This window comes from Delftia sp. RIT313, from assembly GCF_000632165.1.
GTDB classification, from domain to species: Bacteria; Pseudomonadota; Gammaproteobacteria; order Burkholderiales; family Burkholderiaceae_C; genus Comamonas; species Comamonas acidovorans.
On record NZ_JFYT01000052.1, the window covers coordinates 1 to 18,680 of the forward strand.

18 protein-coding genes and 1 pseudogene are annotated in these 18,680 nt (G+C 67.6%); 14 read left to right on the forward strand and 5 right to left on the reverse strand.

Annotation, left to right across the window (positions count from 1 at the left end; all coding sequences use genetic code 11):
* Together BW39_RS15380 and BW39_RS15385 are read right to left on the reverse strand one after the other, a co-directional pair.
* Positions 1–253: pseudogene (locus tag BW39_RS15380) on the reverse strand (hypothetical protein); the annotation flags it as partial.
* Between the two features lie 335 nt (positions 254–588).
* The gene (locus BW39_RS15385) at positions 589–1,227 is read right to left on the reverse strand and encodes an FMN-dependent NADH-azoreductase (RefSeq protein ID WP_012206392.1); all 639 of its coding nucleotides are present in this window, start codon (positions 1,225–1,227) and stop codon (positions 589–591) included.
* 176 nt (positions 1,228–1,403) lie between these two features.
* Here BW39_RS15385 and BW39_RS15390 point away from each other — a divergent pair, with 176 nt between their 5' ends.
* The 7 genes from BW39_RS15390 (at position 1,404) to BW39_RS15420 (ending at position 8,027) form a co-directional block, all read left to right on the forward strand.
* On the forward strand, positions 1,404–2,333 hold the full coding sequence (locus BW39_RS15390) for a LysR family transcriptional regulator (protein ID WP_012206391.1): 930 nt from the start codon (positions 1,404–1,406) through the stop codon (positions 2,331–2,333).
* A 115-nt stretch (positions 2,334–2,448) separates the two neighbouring features.
* A complete protein-coding gene (locus BW39_RS15395) occupies positions 2,449–3,108 on the forward strand; it encodes an RBBP9/YdeN family alpha/beta hydrolase (protein WP_013801694.1) in 660 nt (219 codons plus the stop codon).
* A 158-nt stretch (positions 3,109–3,266) separates the two neighbouring features.
* Positions 3,267–4,268 (forward strand): sulfate ABC transporter substrate-binding protein, encoded by a 1,002-nt coding sequence (locus tag BW39_RS15400; protein ID WP_013801695.1) that lies wholly within the window; start codon positions 3,267–3,269, stop codon positions 4,266–4,268.
* Positions 4,269–4,342: 74 nt separating this feature from the next.
* Positions 4,343–5,248 carry a sulfate ABC transporter permease subunit CysT gene (gene cysT, locus BW39_RS15405; protein ID WP_013801696.1) on the forward strand — a complete coding sequence of 302 codons (906 nt, stop codon included), beginning with the start codon at positions 4,343–4,345 and terminating at the stop codon, positions 5,246–5,248.
* Between the two features lies 1 nt (position 5,249).
* Entirely contained in the window at positions 5,250–6,257 is a 1,008-nt protein-coding gene (gene cysW, locus BW39_RS15410) for a sulfate ABC transporter permease subunit CysW (RefSeq protein ID WP_081816218.1), read from the forward strand.
* A gap of 37 nt (positions 6,258–6,294) precedes the next feature.
* Positions 6,295–7,422, forward strand: a complete 1,128-nt coding sequence (locus tag BW39_RS15415; protein WP_013801698.1) for a sulfate/molybdate ABC transporter ATP-binding protein — start codon at positions 6,295–6,297, stop codon at positions 7,420–7,422.
* Between the two features lie 98 nt (positions 7,423–7,520).
* The gene (locus BW39_RS15420; RefSeq protein WP_043822784.1) at positions 7,521–8,027 is read left to right on the forward strand and encodes a disulfide bond formation protein B; all 507 of its coding nucleotides are present in this window, start codon (positions 7,521–7,523) and stop codon (positions 8,025–8,027) included.
* A gap of 3 nt (positions 8,028–8,030) precedes the next feature.
* Here BW39_RS15420 and dhaL read toward each other — a convergent pair whose 3' ends face one another.
* Positions 8,031–9,827, reverse strand: a complete 1,797-nt coding sequence (gene dhaL / locus BW39_RS15425) for a dihydroxyacetone kinase subunit DhaL (RefSeq protein WP_043822786.1) — start codon at positions 9,825–9,827, stop codon at positions 8,031–8,033.
* Between the two features lie 292 nt (positions 9,828–10,119).
* On the opposite strand from dhaL, the gene rpiB reads away from it, so the two are divergent.
* From rpiB to BW39_RS15460, 7 genes are all read left to right on the forward strand, one after another.
* Complete coding sequence (gene rpiB, locus BW39_RS15430; RefSeq protein ID WP_012206383.1) at positions 10,120–10,593, forward strand: ribose 5-phosphate isomerase B; 474 nt, start codon at positions 10,120–10,122, stop codon at positions 10,591–10,593.
* Positions 10,594–10,595: 2 nt separating this feature from the next.
* On the forward strand, positions 10,596–12,110 hold the full coding sequence (locus BW39_RS15435; RefSeq protein ID WP_052155352.1) for a sugar ABC transporter ATP-binding protein: 1,515 nt from the start codon (positions 10,596–10,598) through the stop codon (positions 12,108–12,110).
* Positions 12,111–12,173: 63 nt separating this feature from the next.
* Complete coding sequence (locus BW39_RS15440) at positions 12,174–13,229, forward strand: substrate-binding domain-containing protein (RefSeq protein ID WP_013801702.1); 1,056 nt, start codon at positions 12,174–12,176, stop codon at positions 13,227–13,229.
* Positions 13,226–13,990 carry a GolD/DthD family dehydrogenase gene (locus BW39_RS15445; RefSeq protein ID WP_043822789.1) on the forward strand — a complete coding sequence of 255 codons (765 nt, stop codon included), beginning with the start codon at positions 13,226–13,228 and terminating at the stop codon, positions 13,988–13,990. The genes BW39_RS15440 and BW39_RS15445 overlap by 4 nt, the downstream gene beginning before the upstream one ends.
* Positions 13,991–14,038: 48 nt before the next feature.
* Positions 14,039–15,019, forward strand: coding sequence for an ABC transporter permease (locus tag BW39_RS15450; RefSeq protein ID WP_012206379.1), 981 nt, complete (start codon positions 14,039–14,041; stop codon positions 15,017–15,019).
* A 48-nt stretch (positions 15,020–15,067) separates the two neighbouring features.
* The gene (locus BW39_RS15455; RefSeq protein ID WP_043822790.1) at positions 15,068–16,189 is read left to right on the forward strand and encodes an alcohol dehydrogenase catalytic domain-containing protein; all 1,122 of its coding nucleotides are present in this window, start codon (positions 15,068–15,070) and stop codon (positions 16,187–16,189) included.
* A 45-nt stretch (positions 16,190–16,234) separates the two neighbouring features.
* Entirely contained in the window at positions 16,235–17,191 is a 957-nt protein-coding gene (locus tag BW39_RS15460) for a sugar-binding transcriptional regulator (RefSeq protein WP_043822792.1), read from the forward strand.
* 35 nt (positions 17,192–17,226) lie between these two features.
* On the opposite strand, the gene BW39_RS15465 is transcribed toward BW39_RS15460, so the two are convergent.
* The gene (locus BW39_RS15465; RefSeq protein ID WP_013801705.1) at positions 17,227–17,874 is read right to left on the reverse strand and encodes a LysE family translocator; all 648 of its coding nucleotides are present in this window, start codon (positions 17,872–17,874) and stop codon (positions 17,227–17,229) included.
* Between the two features lie 107 nt (positions 17,875–17,981).
* Positions 17,982–18,653 carry a glutathione S-transferase gene (locus tag BW39_RS15470; protein WP_016453271.1) on the reverse strand — a complete coding sequence of 224 codons (672 nt, stop codon included), beginning with the start codon at positions 18,651–18,653 and terminating at the stop codon, positions 17,982–17,984.
* Positions 18,654–18,680 lie beyond the last annotated feature (27 nt).

The window sequence follows — 18,680 nt, forward strand, 5'->3', positions numbered from 1 at the left end:
ACTCGGGCTCCTCGGGCGCAGGTGCCTCGTCGGTGTTGCGTACATAGCTGCGGTACACGCGCGAATTGAGCTGCTCCTGATCCTGCTCGCGCTGGTACTGCATGAACTGGTAGACGCCGATGCCCAGCACGGTAATGGCCAGCAGGGACACGGCAATCACCGTGATCACCAGGTTTTCATCGGACGGCGGGCGGACATGGACATGGACAGGGCCGCGGGGCCGGGCATGGGGACGGTGGCTTGTGGCTGGCATGGATGGAAGGCAGTGAATGCAATGAGGCTGCCTGGATATCGGCAGGTCCGCCGTCTTTCTGAAATACAGACGGTTCGTGTCGGACAAAGCCGCGAATATGGCGGGGGTGGGTTAGCCTACCAGCTTCGTGTGTCTGCGAAAGCCCATCGCGCATTGCTTTTTTCAAAGGAGGTGCAGAGGCGGATACCTCTTTTATTCGCCACAGTCCATTGGGAGCATTCCGGACGGCCCGGCACGTCCGCTGTAGTGCCTCTCCAAAAGCAAAAGCGCCTGGGCCGAAACCCAGGCGCTTGTCCATTCATTGAGCAGGCAGCCCCTGCGGGCTGCAATGGCCATCAGGCGGCGATGGCCGCTTCCTGATTGGCGGCAGCCGCTGCGCGCACGATGTCGCTGCGGGCCGATTCCAGGGCCTTGGCCTTGGACTCATCGCCCATGGCCACGCCTTCTGCGCGCACGATGCTCACATCGGTGATGCCCAGGAAGCCGAACACCGTCTTCAGATAGCTTTCCTGGTGCTCCAGGGCCTGGCCCATTTCGCTGGTGGAGTACACGCCGCCGCGCGTGGAGGCCACGATGACCTTCTTGCCCTTGGCCAGGCCTTCGGGGCCGGCTGCGGTGTAGCGGAAGGTGCGGCCGCCCTGGGCGATGCGGTCGATCCAGGCCTTGAGCTGGCTGGAGATGGTGAAGTTGTAGAACGGAGCGCCGACCACGACCACATCGGCCGCCAGGAACTGGCTCACCAGGGCTTCGGAGATGGCGTTCTGTGCGCGCTCGGCTTCCGTCGTGGCGGCCTGGCCGGTGCGAAAGCCCATGGACACTGCGTTCAGATGGTCGGGGGCGTTCACGGCCAGATCCAGGTATTCGACCTTGGCGCCGGGGTTGGCGGCCACCAGGGCAGCCACGGTCTGGGCGGTCAGCTGGCGGGACACCGAAGCGGCGCCGGTGATGGAAGAGTCGATGTGCAGCACTTGCATGAAAAAGCTCCTGAGATGTCGGTTGGGATCGCGGTTGGGATCGGCCACTCGGGAAAGCTTGTAGGGCCGACGATGGGATCAATTGTGAATTTGGACAGAGTCTTTGATAAGTCGCCGAAATTGCGATAGATTGTCCTGAATTTGCAGTCAATGAGCACAGGGGAGGGACGCGCGACATGATGGATCTCAACGACATGCTGTACTTCGCCGAGGTGGTGGAGCGCGGCGGCTTTGCCTCTGCCGGGCGGGCGCTGGGCATACCCAAGTCGCGGCTGTCGCGGCGGGTGGCGGAGCTGGAGGCCCGGCTGGGCGTGCGCCTGCTGCAGCGCACCACGCGCAAGCTCTCGCTGACCCAGGTGGGTGAGGCCTATCTGCGCCATTGCCAGGCCATGCGCGATGCGGCCCTGGCCGCCGCCGACACCGTGGCCGAGGTACAGACCGAGCCGCGCGGCACCATCCGCGTGAGCTGCCCCGTGACCCTGGCCCAGACCGTGCTGGGCGAACTCATGCCCCAGTTCCTGCAGCGCTGCCCGCTGGTGCATGTGGAGATGCAGGTGACCAACCGGCCCGTGAATCTGGTGGAGGAGGGCATCGACGTGGCGCTGCGCGTGCGCCCCAGCCTGGAGGACAGCGGCTCCATGGTCGTCAAGCGGCTGGATGTGGCGCGCCAGATCCTCGTGGCCAGCCCGGAGCTGCTGGAGCGCCAGGGCACGCCGCGCGCCCTGGCCGACCTGCAGCACCTGGACAGCATGTCCATGTCGGCGGTGGATGGCCAGTCCAGCCTGCTGCTGGTCGGCCCCGAAGGCCGCGAGCAACGCCTGCAACTGCAGCCGCGCTACGTGGTGGATGACCTGCTGACGCTGAAATTCGCGGCGCTGGCCGGCAGCGGCATGTGCTGGCTGCCTGACTACATGTGCCACGAGGAACTGGCCGAGGGCCGGCTCGTCCATCTGCTGCCGGGCTGGGAGCCGCCCCAGGGCATCGTGCACGCGGTCTTTCCCTCGCGGCGCGGCCTGGCGCCGGCCGTGCGGCATTTCCTGGACTTCCTCGGCGAGACCGTGCCGGGGCGCAACAGCCATGCCACGCGCGAGCCGGCGGCACGCTAGGGTTGGGTTGCACCTCGCCACGCCATAAGAAAACAACAAAACGTTCGTTGGGATAGTTGGCGGTGTTCTCCACAATCGGGGCCCATGTCCAGCAATGGACAGTCCAGGAGAACCCATGAATCCCCACCGCATCATCATCGTGCCCGGCTGGCGCAACTCCGGTCCTGACCACTGGCAAAGCCTGTGGGCGCAGCAGCTGCCGCATGCCGAGCGCGTGGAGCAGGACGACTGGCTGGTGCCCCACCGCGATCCCTGGGTGGCCGCGCTGGAGCAACTGGTGCTGTCCCGGCCCGAACCGGTGGTGCTGGCCGCCCACAGCCTGGGCTGCATCACGGCCGCGCACCTGGGCCCCGAGGCCAGTGCGCGCGTGCGCGGTGCGCTGCTGGTGGCGCCGGCCGATCCCGAGCGCCGTGCCCAGCTGGCCGACTTTGCGCCCGTGCCCTATGCGCCACTGCCGTACCGCAGCGTGCTGGTGGCCAGCAGCAACGACCCCTACTGTCCGATCCGCCGGGCGGGCGCCTATGCGCGGGCCTGGGGAAGCGAGTTCGTGCGGCTGCAGAACGCGGGGCACATCAATGTCGAATCAGGCTTTGGCGACTGGCCCCTGGGCCTGGCGCTGCTGCAGTCGCTGATGCAGGGCGACAGCTGGCAGCCGGCCCAGCCCCGGCCTGCCGTGCGTTCGCCGCGCTCGCCGCGTCCGCCACGTGTGGCGGCTGCGCACGCCTCCGTCTCTGCGGGTACTGGCGCTGGCGCGCCATGGGCTGCCGGTCTGTGATGGGCCGGCGGGTGACCGCGGGCAGGGCAGGTTCTTTATATGGTGACAGGCCATTAACAAACAAAAATATATTCTTTTGAGTTTTAAGTCAGCGTTCGCACAATGTGACTGTCTGTGAATACACCGCAGAGATGTCCACTAATAAAAGGCAGCGAACCATGCATTCTTTGAAGCTCAAGACTTTGTTGGCCACCCTGGCGCTGGCCGCCGCGGGAACGGTATCGGCGCAGAACCAGCTGCTCAACGTTTCCTACGACGTGGCACGCGAGTTCTACAAGGACTACAACGCCGCCTTCGTCGCCCACTACAAGAAGACCAAGGGCGTGGACATCAAGGTGGACCAGTCGCACGGTGGCTCCAGCGCCCAGGCGCGCGCCGTCAATGACGGCCTGGCCGCCGATGTGGTGACCTTCAACACCACCACCGACGTGCAGTTCCTGGCCGACAGCGGCGTGGTCGCCAAGGACTGGGCCAAGAAATTCCCCAATGACGCCTCGCCCACCACATCGACCATGCTGTTCCTGGTGCGCAACGGCAATCCCAAGAACATCAAGGACTGGAGCGACCTGATCCGCCCCGACGTGAAGGTCGTGGTGGTCAATCCCAAGACCGGCGGCAATGGCCGCTACGCCTACCTGGCGGCCTGGGGTTCGGTGCGCGAGAAGGGCGGCACCGACGCGCAGGCGGCCGAGTTCGTGCAGCAGCTCTACAAGAACGTGCCCGTGCTGGGCAAGGGCGGCCGCGACGCGACCAGCATCTTCCTGCAGCGCAATATCGGCGACGTGCTGATCACCTTCGAATCCGAAGTGGTCTCCGTGGACCGCGAATTCGGCAAGGGCAAGGTCGATGCCGTCCATCCCTCGGTGTCCATCGTGGCCGAGAACCCCGTGGCCGTGGTCGAGCGCACCGTGGCCAAGAAGGGCACGGGCCAGCTGGCGCACGACTACCTGGCCTGGCTGTACTCCGACGAAGCCCAGGAAATCGCCGCACAGCACGCGCTGCGCCCCCGCTCCGAGGCCGTGCTCAAGAAGCACGCCGACGTGTTCAAGCCCATCAAGCAGTTCACCGTGGCCAAGTATTTCGGCTCGCTGTCCGAAGCCCAGAAGGTGCACTTCAACGACGGCGGACAGTTCGACAAGATCTACGTCCCAGGCAAGTAAGCACGCAAGCAGGCATGAAGGCGGCGCAGTCCGCCTGAGGCCCCCTCCCCACATTGGCTGATTTGGAATCCAACATGGTGTCTGCCGTTCCGACCAGCCCAAGGCCTGGCGCCGACGCTCCTGTGCCCGCACCGTCCGGTGCGGCGCGCAAAGGGCGCGGCGCCAAGCGCGTTTTGCCCGGCTTCGGGCTGACCTTGGGCTATACGCTGTTTTATCTGAGCCTGATCGTGCTGATCCCGTTGTCGGCACTGCTGTTCAAGACCTTCTCGCTCACCTGGCCCCAGTTCTGGGAGGCCGTGGCCTCGCCGCGCGTGCTGGCCTCGTACCGGCTGACGTTTGGCGCCTCGTTTGCGGCGGCCTGCGTGAACCTGGTGTTCGGCCTGCTGATCGCCTGGGTGCTGGTGCGCTACAAGTTCCCGGGCAAGAAGATCGTCGATGCCCTGGTGGACCTGCCCTTTGCCCTGCCCACGGCCGTGGCCGGCATTTCGCTGACCGCCTTGCTGGCCGGCAATGGCTGGGTGGGCCAGTACCTGGAGCCCTACGGCATCCAGCTGGCCTTCAACCCGAACGGCGTGGTCATTGCGCTGATCTTCATCGGCCTGCCCTTTGTCGTACGCACGGTGCAGCCGGTGCTGGAAGACTCCGAGAAGGAGCTGGAAGAGGCTGCCACCAGCCTGGGCGCCTCGCGCTGGCAGATCTTCTACAAGGTGATCCTGCCGGCCATCACGCCCGCGCTGCTCACGGGCTTTGCCATGGCCTTTGCACGCGCCATCGGCGAGTACGGATCGGTCATCTTCATCGCGGGCAACATGCCCATGATTTCCGAGATCACACCGCTGATCATCATTGGCAAGCTGGAGCAATACGACTACGCAGGTGCCACGGCCGTGGCCGTGGTGATGCTGCTGTTCTCCTTCGTGATGCTGCTGGTCATCAACGCGCTGCAGGCATGGCAGCGCAAGCATTCGGGAGGGGCTTGAGATGGCGTTGTCTCCACAGGAAGCATTGCTTCTCAAGATCATTGGCGCGGTGCTGGTCGCCGTGCTGGTGCTGTACAGGCTCACCGCGCCCCCGAAGGGCCGGCGCGAAAAGCTCACCACCACCGAGCCGCGCGCCGTGCGCTGGATTCTCACGGGCATTGCGCTGATCTTCATCGGCCTGTTCCTCGTGCTGCCACTGGCGGCCGTGTTCACCGAGGCGCTGCGCAAGGGCTGGGATGCCTATGTCGCCGGCCTGCAGGAGCCCGATGCCTGGTCGGCCATCAAGCTGACCCTGATCACGGCGCTGATCGCCGTGCCGGTGAACCTGGTGTTCGGCGTGGCGGCGGCCTGGTGCATCGCCAAGTTCGAGTTCCGGGGCAAGGCCTTTCTGATCACCCTGATCGACCTGCCGTTCTCGATCTCGCCCGTGGTGGCGGGCCTGATGTACGTGCTGGTGTTCGGTGCCCATGGCTGGTTCGGCCCCTGGCTGGCCGAGCATGACATCAAGATCATCTTCGCCGTGCCCGGCATCGTGCTGGCCACCATCTTCGTGACCTTCCCCTTCATCGCGCGCGAACTGATCCCGCTGATGCAGGCGCAGGGCAGCGACGAGGAGCAGGCTGCCATCGTGCTGGGTGCCACGGGCTGGCAGACCTTCTGGAAGGTCACCGTGCCCAACATCAAGTGGGGCCTGCTGTACGGCGTGATCCTGTGCAATGCGCGTGCCATGGGCGAGTTCGGCGCGGTGTCGGTGGTCTCGGGCCACATCCGCGGCCAGACCAACACCATTCCGCTGCATGTGGAGATCCTCTACAACGAGTACCAGTCCGTTGCCGCCTTCGCTGCCGCCTCGCTGCTGGCCCTGCTGGCGCTGGTGACCCTGGTCATCAAGTCGGTGGCCGAGTGGCGTGCCGAGCAGCAGGCCAAGGCCGCTGCCGACCTGCCTCCCGAGCGCCCCACGGCGTCTTCCCAGGCTTCCCAGGCATCCCAGGTGCCGCAGGTGTCCTGAACCTCGGCCCCGACCAGACAAAAGCAAGAGCAAGACCATGAGCATTGAAATACGCAACGTCAGCAAGCAGTTCGGCGATTTCCAGGCCCTGCGCGATGTGAGCCTGGACATCCAGTCCGGCGAACTCATCGCACTGCTCGGCCCCTCGGGCTGCGGCAAGACCACGCTGCTGCGCATCATCGCGGGCCTGGAGACGCCCGACGTGGGCAGCATCCACTTCAGCGGCGAAGACACCACCGATGTCCATGTGCGCGAGCGCAACGTGGGCTTCGTGTTCCAGCACTACGCGCTGTTCCGCCACATGACCGTGTTCGAGAACGTGGCCTTCGGCCTGCGCGTGAAGCCGCGCAGCCAGCGCCCCAGCGAGGCCCAGATCCGCGAGAAGGTCATGAGCCTGCTCAAGCTGGTGCAGCTGGACTGGATTGCCGAACGCTTCCCGTCCCAGCTGTCGGGCGGCCAGCGCCAGCGCATTGCCCTGGCCCGCGCCCTGGCGGTGGAGCCCAAGGTGCTGCTGCTCGACGAGCCCTTCGGCGCGCTGGATGCCAAGGTGCGCAAGGAGCTGCGCCGCTGGCTGCGCCGCCTGCATGACGAGCTGCATGTGACTTCCATCTTCGTGACCCACGACCAGGAGGAGGCACTGGAGGTGGCCGACCGCGTGGTCGTCATCAACCAGGGCCGCATCGAGCAGGAGGGCACGCCCCAGCAGGTCTGGGACAACCCGGCCACGCCCTTCGTCTACGGCTTCCTGGGCGATGTCAACCTGTTCAAGGGCCGTGCCAGCGATGGCCGCGTCTACCTGGACGACGGCACCCAGCTGGACAGCCACGACGCCAAGGGCGCCAGCGACAGCAAGGCCTTCGCCTATGTGCGCCCGCACGATCTGGAGGTGGAGCGCTACTCGCCCGGCCAGAACCTGGACGTCCAGGGACGGCCCACGGGCATCGTCGTGCAGCTGGCCCGCGCCATCGTCGTGGGGCCCATTGCGCGCCTGGAACTTATTCCATCGGAGAGCACCGAAAGCACGGACAATGCCGAAGAGGGTGGCCTGATCGAGGCGCAGATTCCTGCGCAGCAGTTCAGGGACATGGCCCTGCGCGAGGGGGAAACCCTGGTGGTGACACCGCGCCGTGCCAAGGTGTTTCTGGACGAGGCGGCTGGCATCTGACGGCGCGGCAACGGCTTCCTGCACCCGCTGAACAGGGCTGCAGCGCCGGGCCGGCGCCGCAGCCCTGATTTCATTCAACCGGGTGACGAAAGACAAGAATGCTTCAATGGTTTGACAACGCTCCGCGCCGCATCCTGGCGCTCATCAGCCTGGCCTGCGTGGCCATGCTGGCCTTCGGCATGTATCTGCAGCATGTGGTCGGGCTGGAGCCCTGCCCGATGTGCATCGTGCAGCGCTATGCATTGATCGGCGTGGCCCTCTTCACGGGCCTGGGCAGTGTGCGCGGCGGTCGCGGCTGGCTGATCAGCTGGGGTGTGCTGGCGCTGGTGGCTGCGGGCTTTGGCGCCTTCGTCGCCGCGCGCCAGAGCTGGCTGCAGTGGTATCCGCCCGAGTTCGCCACCTGCGGGCGCGACTTCTACGGAATGATCGAGAACTACTCCATCAGCCGTGCCGTGCCCATGATCTTCCGTGGCTCGGGCGACTGCGTTGCCGTGGACTGGAGCTTCCTGGGCGGCTCCATCGCCAACTGGTCCTTCATCTGCTTCGCCATCATGAGCGTGGCCGTCTTGGTGCTGCTGGTGCGCGGCGCTGCCCGCAGGCGCTGAGCCCTAGGCTGAGGCTTGCGCCAGTCGCCGCTGCAGCGACTGCGCCAGGGTGCTCAGGATGAGCCAGCAGGACGTGGCGCCCGCGTCCAGCACGCCGATGGAGCGCGGCCCCAGCCGGGCCGAGCGCCCGATGCGGGCCTGCAGGTGGCGCGTGGATTCCTTGCCCGCTTCGGCTGCGGCCTCCATGGCCTGCAGCGCCTCGCGGAAACCGGCGCCGGCCTGCAGCGATTGCCGGTAGGCCTGCAGGGCCGGGGCCAGCGTGTCGATGAGGGTCTTGTCGCCCACCCGGGCCTTGCCCATCTCCTGCACATCGGCGACGGCCCGCGCCAGCGCCTGGCCGAACAGGATGGCATCCATCTCCTGCTCCGGCCCAAGAACATCGGCGAAGCCTTGGAAGAAGCTGCCGTACAGCGGGCCCATGGAGCCGCCGATATCGTCCATCAAGGCCTGGGACAGCTGCTGCAGCGCCGCAGGCAGCTGCGCTGCCTGGCTGGCGTCCATGGCATCGAGCCGTGCGCCGCAGCCGGAAAAGCCCTTTGCCATGTTGATGCCGTGATCGCCATCGCCGATCAGGCCGTCGATCTCGCTCAGGAACTCCCGGTGGCTGACGATGGCCGTGATCAGTTCACGCACGATGCTGCCCGTGCCATCGAGCGCGATGGCCGGCCCTTGGCTGGTGCGCCTTGCGGCTTGGTGGCGGGCGGTTTGTGCCTGTTCCTGCGCCTGTGCCGGCGTCCGTGCCGGAACAGAGGGCAGCGTTGGAATGGCCTCCTGCGGCTGGGGCGGCAGCTCGCCGGGCAGGGTCAGCGCGACTGACTGGCAGGGCGCCTTGAGGCAGGCTTCCAGCACATCGTCCAGCTGCATCAGCGTGAGCGTGATGCCCATCATCTCCAGTGAGGTGAAGAGATTGCCCACCAGCCGGAAGGCCACCTGAATGCCGCGTTCTTGCAGGCGCCGGGCCACCTCGCCATAGAGGATGTACTGCTCCATCAGCGGCGTGGCGCCCAGGCCGGACAGCAGCACGGCCACGCGGTCGCCCGGGGCGAAGGGCAGGTCGGGCAGCAGGGTGTCCAGCATGCGCTCGGCCATATCGGCCGCCGTGGCCGTGCGGTGCACGGACATGCCGGGCTCGCCATGGTGGCCTATGCCCACCTCCATGCTGCCGCGCTCGATATGGAAATTGGCCTTGCCCACGGCGGGAATGGTGCATGCCGACAGGCCGATGCCGATGCTGCGCGTGCGGGCCATGGCGTGCCGGGCGAGGGCGATCACTTCGTCGAGGCTGGCGCCCATGGCCGCCCGGGCGCCCGCCACCTTCCACATCAGGATCTCGCCGGCCACGCCGCGGCGGCTGGCCTCGTCGCCCCGCGCGGCTGAAGGCACGTCGTCGTTGGCCACCACGGTCCTGACCGCCATGCCTTCGGCCGCGGCCATCTGCACGGCCATGGCAACGTTCATGTTGTCGCCCGCGTAGTTGCCATACAGGCAGGCCACGCCGGCGCCGCCATCGGCTGCGCGCATGGCGTCGTAGAAGCTTCTGGCCGTGGGGGACGAGAAGACTTCGCCCACGGCGGCGGCGTCGCACAGGCCTGCGCCCACATAGCCCAGAAAGGCCGGTTCGTGACCCGACCCGCCGCCCGTCACGATGCCCACCTTGCCCCTGCGTGGCGCGCCATGCAGGCGCACGACGCGGGCATTGCCTGCGTCGATGCGCAGGGTGTCGCCATGGGCGGCGATCCATCCCTGGAGCATGTCCTCCACCACCCGGTCGGGGTCGTTGATCACGCGGTTGGTCGTCATGCGTTTGTCTCCTCCAGGTGCAGTCGCGGCGGGTGCCGAAGGCTGTTCATATGATCATTGAATGGTCATTTTTGATTTGTTGAAATTGGCATGTCAATGCCTTCTGGCTATTCAATAGCCAAGGGAAAACGATAGGATTTGATGAATTTTGTAGAAAATTCAATGGGTTACGTATTCATCTTGCCGACTCACATAGCTATCGTTGTTTGACAACTGCTCTTCGATTGAGAAGACTCTCATAAAACATTGATCAAATGATCATGTGATGGTCTTTTGTAACGAAGGGGATGCCATGAAGCTGGCCATCGGCTGCGACGAAGCCGCCTGCGACCTCAAGAACGCCGTGAAGCAGCATCTGCTGGCCCAGGGCCACGAAGTGGCCGACTTCGGCACGCACGACGGCGAGCCGGTGCTCTACCCCGACATCGGCATCGCGGTGGCGCAGGCCATCGTCCAGGGCCGCCATGAGCGCGGCGTTCTCCTGTGCGGCACGGGCATAGGCATGGCCATTGCCGCCAACAAGGTGGCAGGCATCCGCGCCGCGCAGGCGCATGACACCTATTCGGCCGAGCGCGCCAGCCGCAGCAACGACGCGCAGATCATCACGTTGGGCTCGCGCGTGATCGGGGTGGAACTGGCCAAGGCCATCGTGGACCGCTTCCTTGCATCGCGCTTCGATGGCGGCAGCTCTGCCCTGAAGGTGGATGCCATCACCGGCTTTGAACGCTCGCAGGCCGCCGCGGCCGGGCGCGGGCAGGGCGCGTGACCATGGGCACCGGCACCGGCACCGGCACCGGCACCGGCACCGCACTGCTGCAGGCGCGCGGGGTGGCCAAGAGCTTCGGCGGCGTGCCTGCGCTGCGCAACGGCTGCCTTGAGCTGCAGGCGGGCAGCGTGCACGCGCTGTGCGGCGGCAATGGCGCAGGCAAATCCACCTTCCTGAACATCGTGATGGGCCTGTTGCGGCGCGATGCCGGCGAGATATTGCTCAAGGGCCGGCCGGTGGATTTCGCCACGCCGCACGAGGCGCTGGCGCACCGCCTGTCCATCATCACGCAGGAGCTGTCGCCCATCCCGGGCATGAGCGTGGCCGAGAACATCTTCCTGGGCCGCGAGCCCCGGCGCGCCGGCGTGGTGGTCCGCCATGCCGCGCTGCTGGAGCAGGCGGATGCGCTGCTCAGGCAGCTGGGCTTCGATATCGATCCGCGCGCGCAGATGGGCCGCCTGAGCCTGGCGCAGACCCAGCTGGTGGAGATCGCCCGCGCCCTGAGCCGGCAAAGCGAGCTGATCATCATGGACGAGCCCACCTCGGCCATTGGCGAAAGCGAGACCGCCATCCTCTTCGACGCGATACGCCGCGTGACCGCGCAGGGCGCCGGCATCCTCTACGTGTCGCACCGCCTGACGGAGATCTTCACCATTGCCGACAGCTACACGGTGTTCCGCGATGGCGGCTTCGTGCAGACCGGCGCGCTGGCCGATATCGACCGGCGGCAGCTGGTGAAGCTCATCGTGGGCCGGGAAGTCCGCGCTGCCGCCCGCGAGCGCAGGGCTGCGGCGCCGGGCGAGCCGCTGCTGTCGGTGCAGGGGCTCACGCGCCGAGGCGAGTTCGAGGACATCAGCCTGGACGTTGCCCCCGGCGAGGTGCTGGGCATCTACGGACTGATGGGATCGGGCCGCAGCGAATTCCTCAACTGCCTGTACGGCCTCACGCGCGCCGACCAGGGGCAGGCGAGCCTGGGCGGACGGCCCCTGCCGCGCGGCAATCCGGCGGCGTCGATCAAGGCGGGCCTGGCCCTGGTGACCGAGGACCGCAAGGCCACGGGGCTGGTGATGAACTCCTCGGTGCGCTTCAACACCAGCTTGCCCGCACTGCCGGGCCTGCAGCGCGCCGGGGTGGTGGATGGCGCGGCAGAGCGCGTGCTGGTGGGCGGCCTGCTGCAGCGCCTGCGCGTGAAGCTGGCCAGCCCGGCCATGCCGGTCTCCGGCCTGAGCGGTGGCAACCAGCAGAAGGTGGTGCTGGCCCGCTGCATGGCCACCAACCCCGTCTGCCTGCTGTGCGACGAGCCCACGCGCGGCATCGACGAAGGCGCCAAGCGCGAGGTGTACGCCTTCCTGGCCTCGCTGGCCGAGCAGGGCCATGCCGTGGTGGTGGTGTCCTCCGAGGCGCCGGAACTGCTGGAGCTGAGCGACCGCATTGCCATCTTCCGCAAAGGCCGGCTTGACCGCGTGGTGGCCGGCCACGGCATCACGCAGGAGGCGCTGATGCACCTCGCGTCCTGAGCCCGGGCGATGCCCGTGCTGCGTTTTTCCCCTTGCCTTTCACAACACACAGGAGACATGACCATGCCGTTTTTCCGCTTCACCACCGTGCTTGCCGCCGCGCTTGCCGGTGGGCTGTTCCTGGCCGCAGCGCAGGTCCGGGCCCAGGCTCCGGCCCCGCTGTCGGCACCAGCACCAGTGCCATCGCCGGCCAAGCCCTACCGCATAGGCGCGGCCGTCTATGGGCTCAAGGGCGAGTTCATGCAGATGTGGACCAAGGAGCTGAAGGCGCATCCGGCCGTGAAGGACGGCACGGTGCAGATCACCGTGTTCGACGGCAACTACGACGCGCTGACGCAGAGCAACCAGTTCGACACCATGATCACGCAGAAGTACGACGGCATCCTCTTCGTGCCCATTGACCTGAAGGCGGGCGCGGCGCCCGTGCAGAAGGCGGTGAAGGCCGGCATTCCCGTGGTGGGCTCCAACACGCGCGTGCAGGGCGATGTGCTGACCTCCTACGTGGGCAATGACGATGTGGTGGCCGGCCGCATGCAGGCCGAGGCATTGATGAAGGCCATCGGCGGCAAGGGCAATATCGTCGTCATCGAGGGGCCCATAGGCCAGTCGGCACAGATCGAGCGGGCGCGCGGCAATGACGAGGTGCTGGCCCGCCACAAGGATGTGAAGGTGCTGGCGCGCAAGACCGCCAACTGGTCGCGCGCCGAGTCCATGGGGCTGATGGAGAACTGGCTGACCGCATTCCCGGGCCAGATCCAGGGCGTGATCGCCCAGAACGACGACGAGGCCCTGGGCGCGGTGCAGGCCATCAAGACCAAGGGCATCGATATCAAGACCATCCCGGTGGTGGGTGTGGACGGTGTGGCCGCCGCCATCACGGCCGTCAAGCGCGGGGAGATGACCACCAATTTCCAGGATGCCCAGGCCCAGGCGCAGGGCGCGCTGGATGTGCTGCTGCGCCAGCTAGTCGGCCCGTCCTACCGGCCGCGCTCGGTGGTATGGAGCGAGTATGCCCAGGCCATGCCCTGGGGCGATGGCACGGCCAAATCCTACGAGGTGCCCTGGACAGCCATCGTGCCCGCCAATGCCGACGCCTTCTTGCAGAAGGTGCGCAAATGAGCGCCGACAGCCTGGAGCGGGACTTCGACGGCCGCACGGCCCTGGTCACCGGCGGCGCGGGCGGCATCGGCCTGGCGATTGCCCGGCAGCTCGCCGAAGGCGGTGCGCGTGTCGTCCTGGTGGACCTGGAGCGGCAGGCACTGGACGTGGCCGCTGCCAGCCTGGCGGAGCCCCGGCACCACCTGGCGCTGGCGGTGGATGTGACCAGGCCCGAGGACGTGGAAAAGGCGGTGGCCACGGTGCTGGAGGCCACGGGCCGCATCGACATCCTGGTCAACAGCGCCGGCGTGGCGCTGCTGGAGCCGGCCGGCGAAATCAGCGAGGCGGCCTGGGAGCGCACGCTGGCCGTCAATCTCACGGCGCCGCTGCTGCTGGCCCAGGCGGTGGCACCGGCCATGCGACGCCAGCGCCACGGACGCATCATCAACCTGGCCTCGCAGGCCAGCGTGGTCGCGCTCAGTCGCCATGCCGCCTATTGCGCCAGCAAGGCGGGCCTGGTGGGACTGACGCGCGTGCTGGCGCTGGAGTGGGCGTCCGACGGCATCACCGTCAACGCCATCTCGCCGACGGTGGTTGACACGCCGCTGGGCCGCAAGGCCTGGGCCGGGCAGGTGGGGGAGGCCATGCGGGCACTCATCCCCACGGGCCGCTTTGCGCAGCCCGAGGAGGTGGCGCGGCTGGCCGTGTTCCTGGCCGGTACGCACGCCGGCATGCTGACGGGCGAGAACATCGTCATCGACGGGGGCTACTCCATCCAGTGAGCGGCCTGCCGGCCCCACGCCTTTCTTCCATCAACGCGGGAGTCCTCCATGACGAATCTTCAAGCCGCATCTTCGCCGCCGCTCTTGGGGCGGCGCGCGCTGGACCTGCGCAGCCTGCGCGAGCGCTACGGCGTGGTCATCGCGCTGATTGCACTGTGCGCGGCGCTGGCGCTGGCCAACCCCCATTTCATGACCTGGGGCAACTGGGCCGACATCCTGCGCCAGACCTCCATCAACGGCATCCTGGCCATCGGCATGACGTGCGTGGTGCTGACGGCGGGCATCGATCTGTCGGTGGGCGCCATCCTGGCGCTGGCCGGCATGGTCGGCGCCTGGCTGGCGGCAGATGGCCAGGGGCTGGCGGTGAGCGTGGGCGCCGGGCTGGGCGTGGGCATGCTGCTGGGCGGCGTCAACGGCCTGCTGGTGGCTTGGTTCGCGGTGCCGCCCTTCGTGGCCACGCTGGGCATGCTCAGTGCGGCGCGTGGCCTGACCTACATCTACAACGACGGCATGCCGGTGTCCGAGCTGCCCGACGGCTTTCTTGCCATCGGCGCCGGCCAGCTGGGACCCGTGCCCATGCCCATCGTGATCTTTGCCGTTGCCGTCGCGGTGTTCGCCTTCGTGCTGCGCTACACCGTGTATGGCCGCTATATCTACGCCGTGGGCGGCAACCTGCGCAGCGCCAAGACCAGCGGCATCAACACCCGCGCCATCGTGCTGCTGGTCTATGTGGTCAGCGGCCTGCTCGCGGGGCTGGCCGGCATTTTGCTGGCGTCGCGCACCACGGCGGCGCTGCCGCAGGCCGGCGTGTCCTACGAGCTGGACGCCATCGCGGCCGTGGTGATCGGCGGCACCAGCCTGTCGGGCGGCACGGGCAGCCTGGGCGGCACGGTCGTCGGCGCCCTGCTCATCGGCGTGATCAACAACGGGCTGAACCTGCTGGGCGTGTCCTCGTACTACCAGCAGCTGATCAAGGGCGTGATCATCGTCGGCGCCGTGCTGCTCGACAGTTCGCGCCGCAGGGCATGAAGCGCTGCGCCCACGTCCTGTCCACCATCTGCAACCCGGGAGAGTTCCATGCAAAACACCCTGCCTGACGCCACCGATACGAACATGCTGGCCGTGGTTTGCCACGGGCCCAGGGATTACCGGCTCGAACGCGTCGCGCGTCCGCAGGCCGGGCCGCGCGAGCTGGTCATCCGCGTGGCTTCCTGCGGCATTTGCGCGGGCGACTGCAAATGCTGGGCTGGCGCGCCGCGCTTCTGGGGAGATCCGGAAAAAGGCCGCCCCGCCTATGTGCGCCCGCCGGTGATCGCGGGCCACGAGTTCTGGGGCCATGTGGTGCAGGTGGGCGAGGGCGCGCAGGAGCACCACGGCGTGCAGCTGGGTGACCGGGTGATCGCCGAGCAGATCGTGCCCTGCCATGCCTGCCGCTATTGCAGGACCGGCTTTCGCTGGATGTGCGAGGTGCACGATGTCTACGGCTTCCAGGGCCAGGTGGCCGATGGCGGCATGGCCGAGTACATGCGCCTGTCGGCCCGCGCCGTGGTGCACCGGATTCCCGAGAGCGTGGCCTTCGAGGATGCGGCCATCACCGAGCCGCTGTCCTGCGCCATCCATGCCGTCAACCGCGGCGACATCCAGCTCGATGATGTGGTGGTCATCGCCGGCGCGGGCACGCTGGGCCTGCTCATGGCCCAGGTGGCGCGCCTGAAGACGCCGCGCCGGCTGGTGGTCATGGACCTGTCGGACCAGCGCCTGGCGCTGGCACGCCGCTGCGGCGCGGACGTGGTCATCAACCCCGCGCGCGAGGATGCCCGCGCCATCGTGCACGCGCTGACCGACGGCTATGGCTGCGATGTGTACATAGAGACCACGGGCGCGCCCTCGGGCGTGACGCAGGGGCTGGACCTGGTGCGCAAGCTCGGCCGCTTCGTGGAGTTCAGCGTCTTCGGGCGCGAGACCACGGTGGACTGGTCCATCATCGGCGAGGAAAAGGAACTGGACCTGCGCGGCGCCCACCTGAGCGCCCATTGCTACCCCATTGCCATCGACCTGCTGGCGCGCGGGCTGGTCACCTCCGAGGGCATCGTCACCCACCGCTATGCGCTGTCGGAGTGGGAGAGCGCCATCCGGGTGGCCGATTCCATGGACTCGGTCAAGGTCCTGCTGCTGCCCCACGCTGGCGAGGCCCGGTGAGCGGCGCTACACTGCGCGCCTTTCCCGGCACCCTTGGAGGCACCCTTGACTGAAAGCGACCTGACGCGACTGGCGACCCTGTACTACGTCGATGGATGCACGCAGGACCAACTGTCCAAGGAGTTCGGCATCTCGCGCGCCACCGTCGGGCGGCTGCTGCGCCGCGCGCAGGAAGAGGGCATTGTCGAGATCCGCGTGCGGCCGCATTCGCTGGTGTCCGCCGACCTGGAGCGGCAGCTGACCGAGCGCTTTCACATCAAGCGCGCACTGATCGCGGTGGACCACAAGGATGCCGACCGGCAGCGCGAACTGCTGGCAGGGCTGGTGGCCAGCGAGCTGGAGCGCATCCTGGTCGATGGCTCCATCGTGGCCGTGGGCATGGGGCGCAACGTGTCCTCGGTCTCCGAGCACGCCCTGTCCGCCACACGGCGGGAGTGCCACTTCGTCAGCGCCATCGGCGGCTCCTACCGTGGTGGGGAGGCGATGAACGCCGACCACATCGCGCGCCGCCTGGCCGCGCGCTTTGGTGGCAAGTCCGAATCGCTCTATGCGCCGGCCCTGGTGGGCGATCCGCAACTGCGCAAGGCGCTGCTGGACAACGACACCGTCAGGCACACCCTGGACAAGGCGCGCCGCGCCGACATCGCCCTCATCGGCGTGGGCGATGTCAGCGTGGACAGCAACATGGCCCGCATGGGCTGGTTTTCCGCGCAGGAGATCTCGGACGCCCGCCGCGCGGGCACGGTGGGCGACATGATGGGCTACGACTTCATCGACATCCACGGCCAGCCGGCCGCAACCCCCATGCAGGACCGCGTCATCGGCCTGAGCCGCGAGGACCTGCTGCGCATACCCAACGTCATCGCCGTGGCGGCCGAATCCAGCAAGGTCACGGCCATCCTGGGAGCCCTGCGCACCGGCGCCATCGACACGCTGGCCACCACCACGGCCAACGCGGCGGCCGTGCTGCAGCTGGACGATGTCATGGGGGCGACGCGCTGACGCAGTGGGGGAGGCGCGGCTCTTGGGCGGCGGGCCTAGTTCGACGCGCGGCGGTAGAAGGCCAGCGAGCCTGCCAGCGCCAGCAGCATGCCGCCGCACAGGCGGTCCAGCCACATCACGGCCCGCCCGCGCAGCAGCCGCGCGGCGCGTGATCCGGCGAAGGCATAGGCCAGCATCACCAGGAAATCGATGAGCGCGAACACCAGCGCAATGGCGATGTACTGCGGCGCCTGGGCGGCCGCCGGGTCGATGAACTGGGGCAGCAGGGCCGAGCAGAACAGATAGCCCTTGGGATTGGTCACGGCGACCAGGAACGATTTGAACAGCACGGTACGGGCGCTGTAGCCGTCGGCACCGGCCTCTGCCTTGCCGTCACCCTGGGGTGCCGACAGCGATCCGCCCTGGCTGCGCAGCATGCGCAGGCCCAGCCAGGCCAGGTAGGCCGCTCCCGCCCACTTGACCACCGAGAACCAGAACTCCGAGGCCGCCAGCAGCGCGCCCAGGCCCAGCGCGACAGCGCCGACCAGCACGAAGTCCGACAGCACGGCGCCCAGCATGCCCGGCAGGGCGCGGCGCACGCCGTGGCGCGAGCCATTGGCCAGGGCCAGCAGCACGGTGGGGCCGGGGGTGATGATCGCGATCAGCGCGACCAGGGAGAAGACGAGCAGGGTGGCGAGGGTCATGTCGGCGAAGGCTCATGCGGTTGGCAACAGGCCTGCCACTGTGCCAGCTTTGCCTGCCTTGCGCAGCCCCTGCCGACCCGGGGCAGGGCAAACGGGGCGGGCAGGCGTCAGTCGCTGCCCACGCCGCCGGCGGCAAAGACCGGGCCGCGCGTGCCGGGCACCCAGCCCGGGTAGGTTTCCATCACTTCGGCGAACAGGGCCGAATCGATCCAGCGCTGCAGCCAGGCCTGCAGGTGCGGCCAGGGCTGCTCGTTCCATTGCGACTCGTCGATGCGCGCGTACTGGCGCACGAAGGGGCGCAGGGCCATGTCGGCCAGGCTGGGGTTCTGGCCGAACAGGTAGCCGGTGGCCTCCAGCTGGTCGTCCAGCTCTGCCAGCCAGGTCAGGGCATCGGCCTGGGCGTGGTTGACCTCTTCGGCCGTATAGCGCTCGGGGTACTTGCAGCGGTCCAGGGCGTGCTTGAAAAAGCCGTCGTTGCGCTCGATCAGCGCCAGCATGTCCTGCAGCGAGCCGCTGGTCGGTGCCAGCCAGCCGTCCGGGTCATTGGCGCGCAGCGCGTGCAGCATGACATCCAGGCTCTGCTCGATCACGCGGCCGTCCTCCAGCACCAGCACGGGCACCGTGCCCTTGGGCGAGGCGTCGAGCAGCGCCTGCGGCTTGTTGCGCAGGTTGATTTCGCGCAGCTCGCAGGCCAGGCCGGCATGGGCCAGCGCCAGGCGGGCGCGGATGGCGTAGGGGCAGCGGCGAAACGAGTAGAGAACCGGCAGGGTCTGGGTCATGGAGCGGGGACGGGGCTAGGGGCCAAA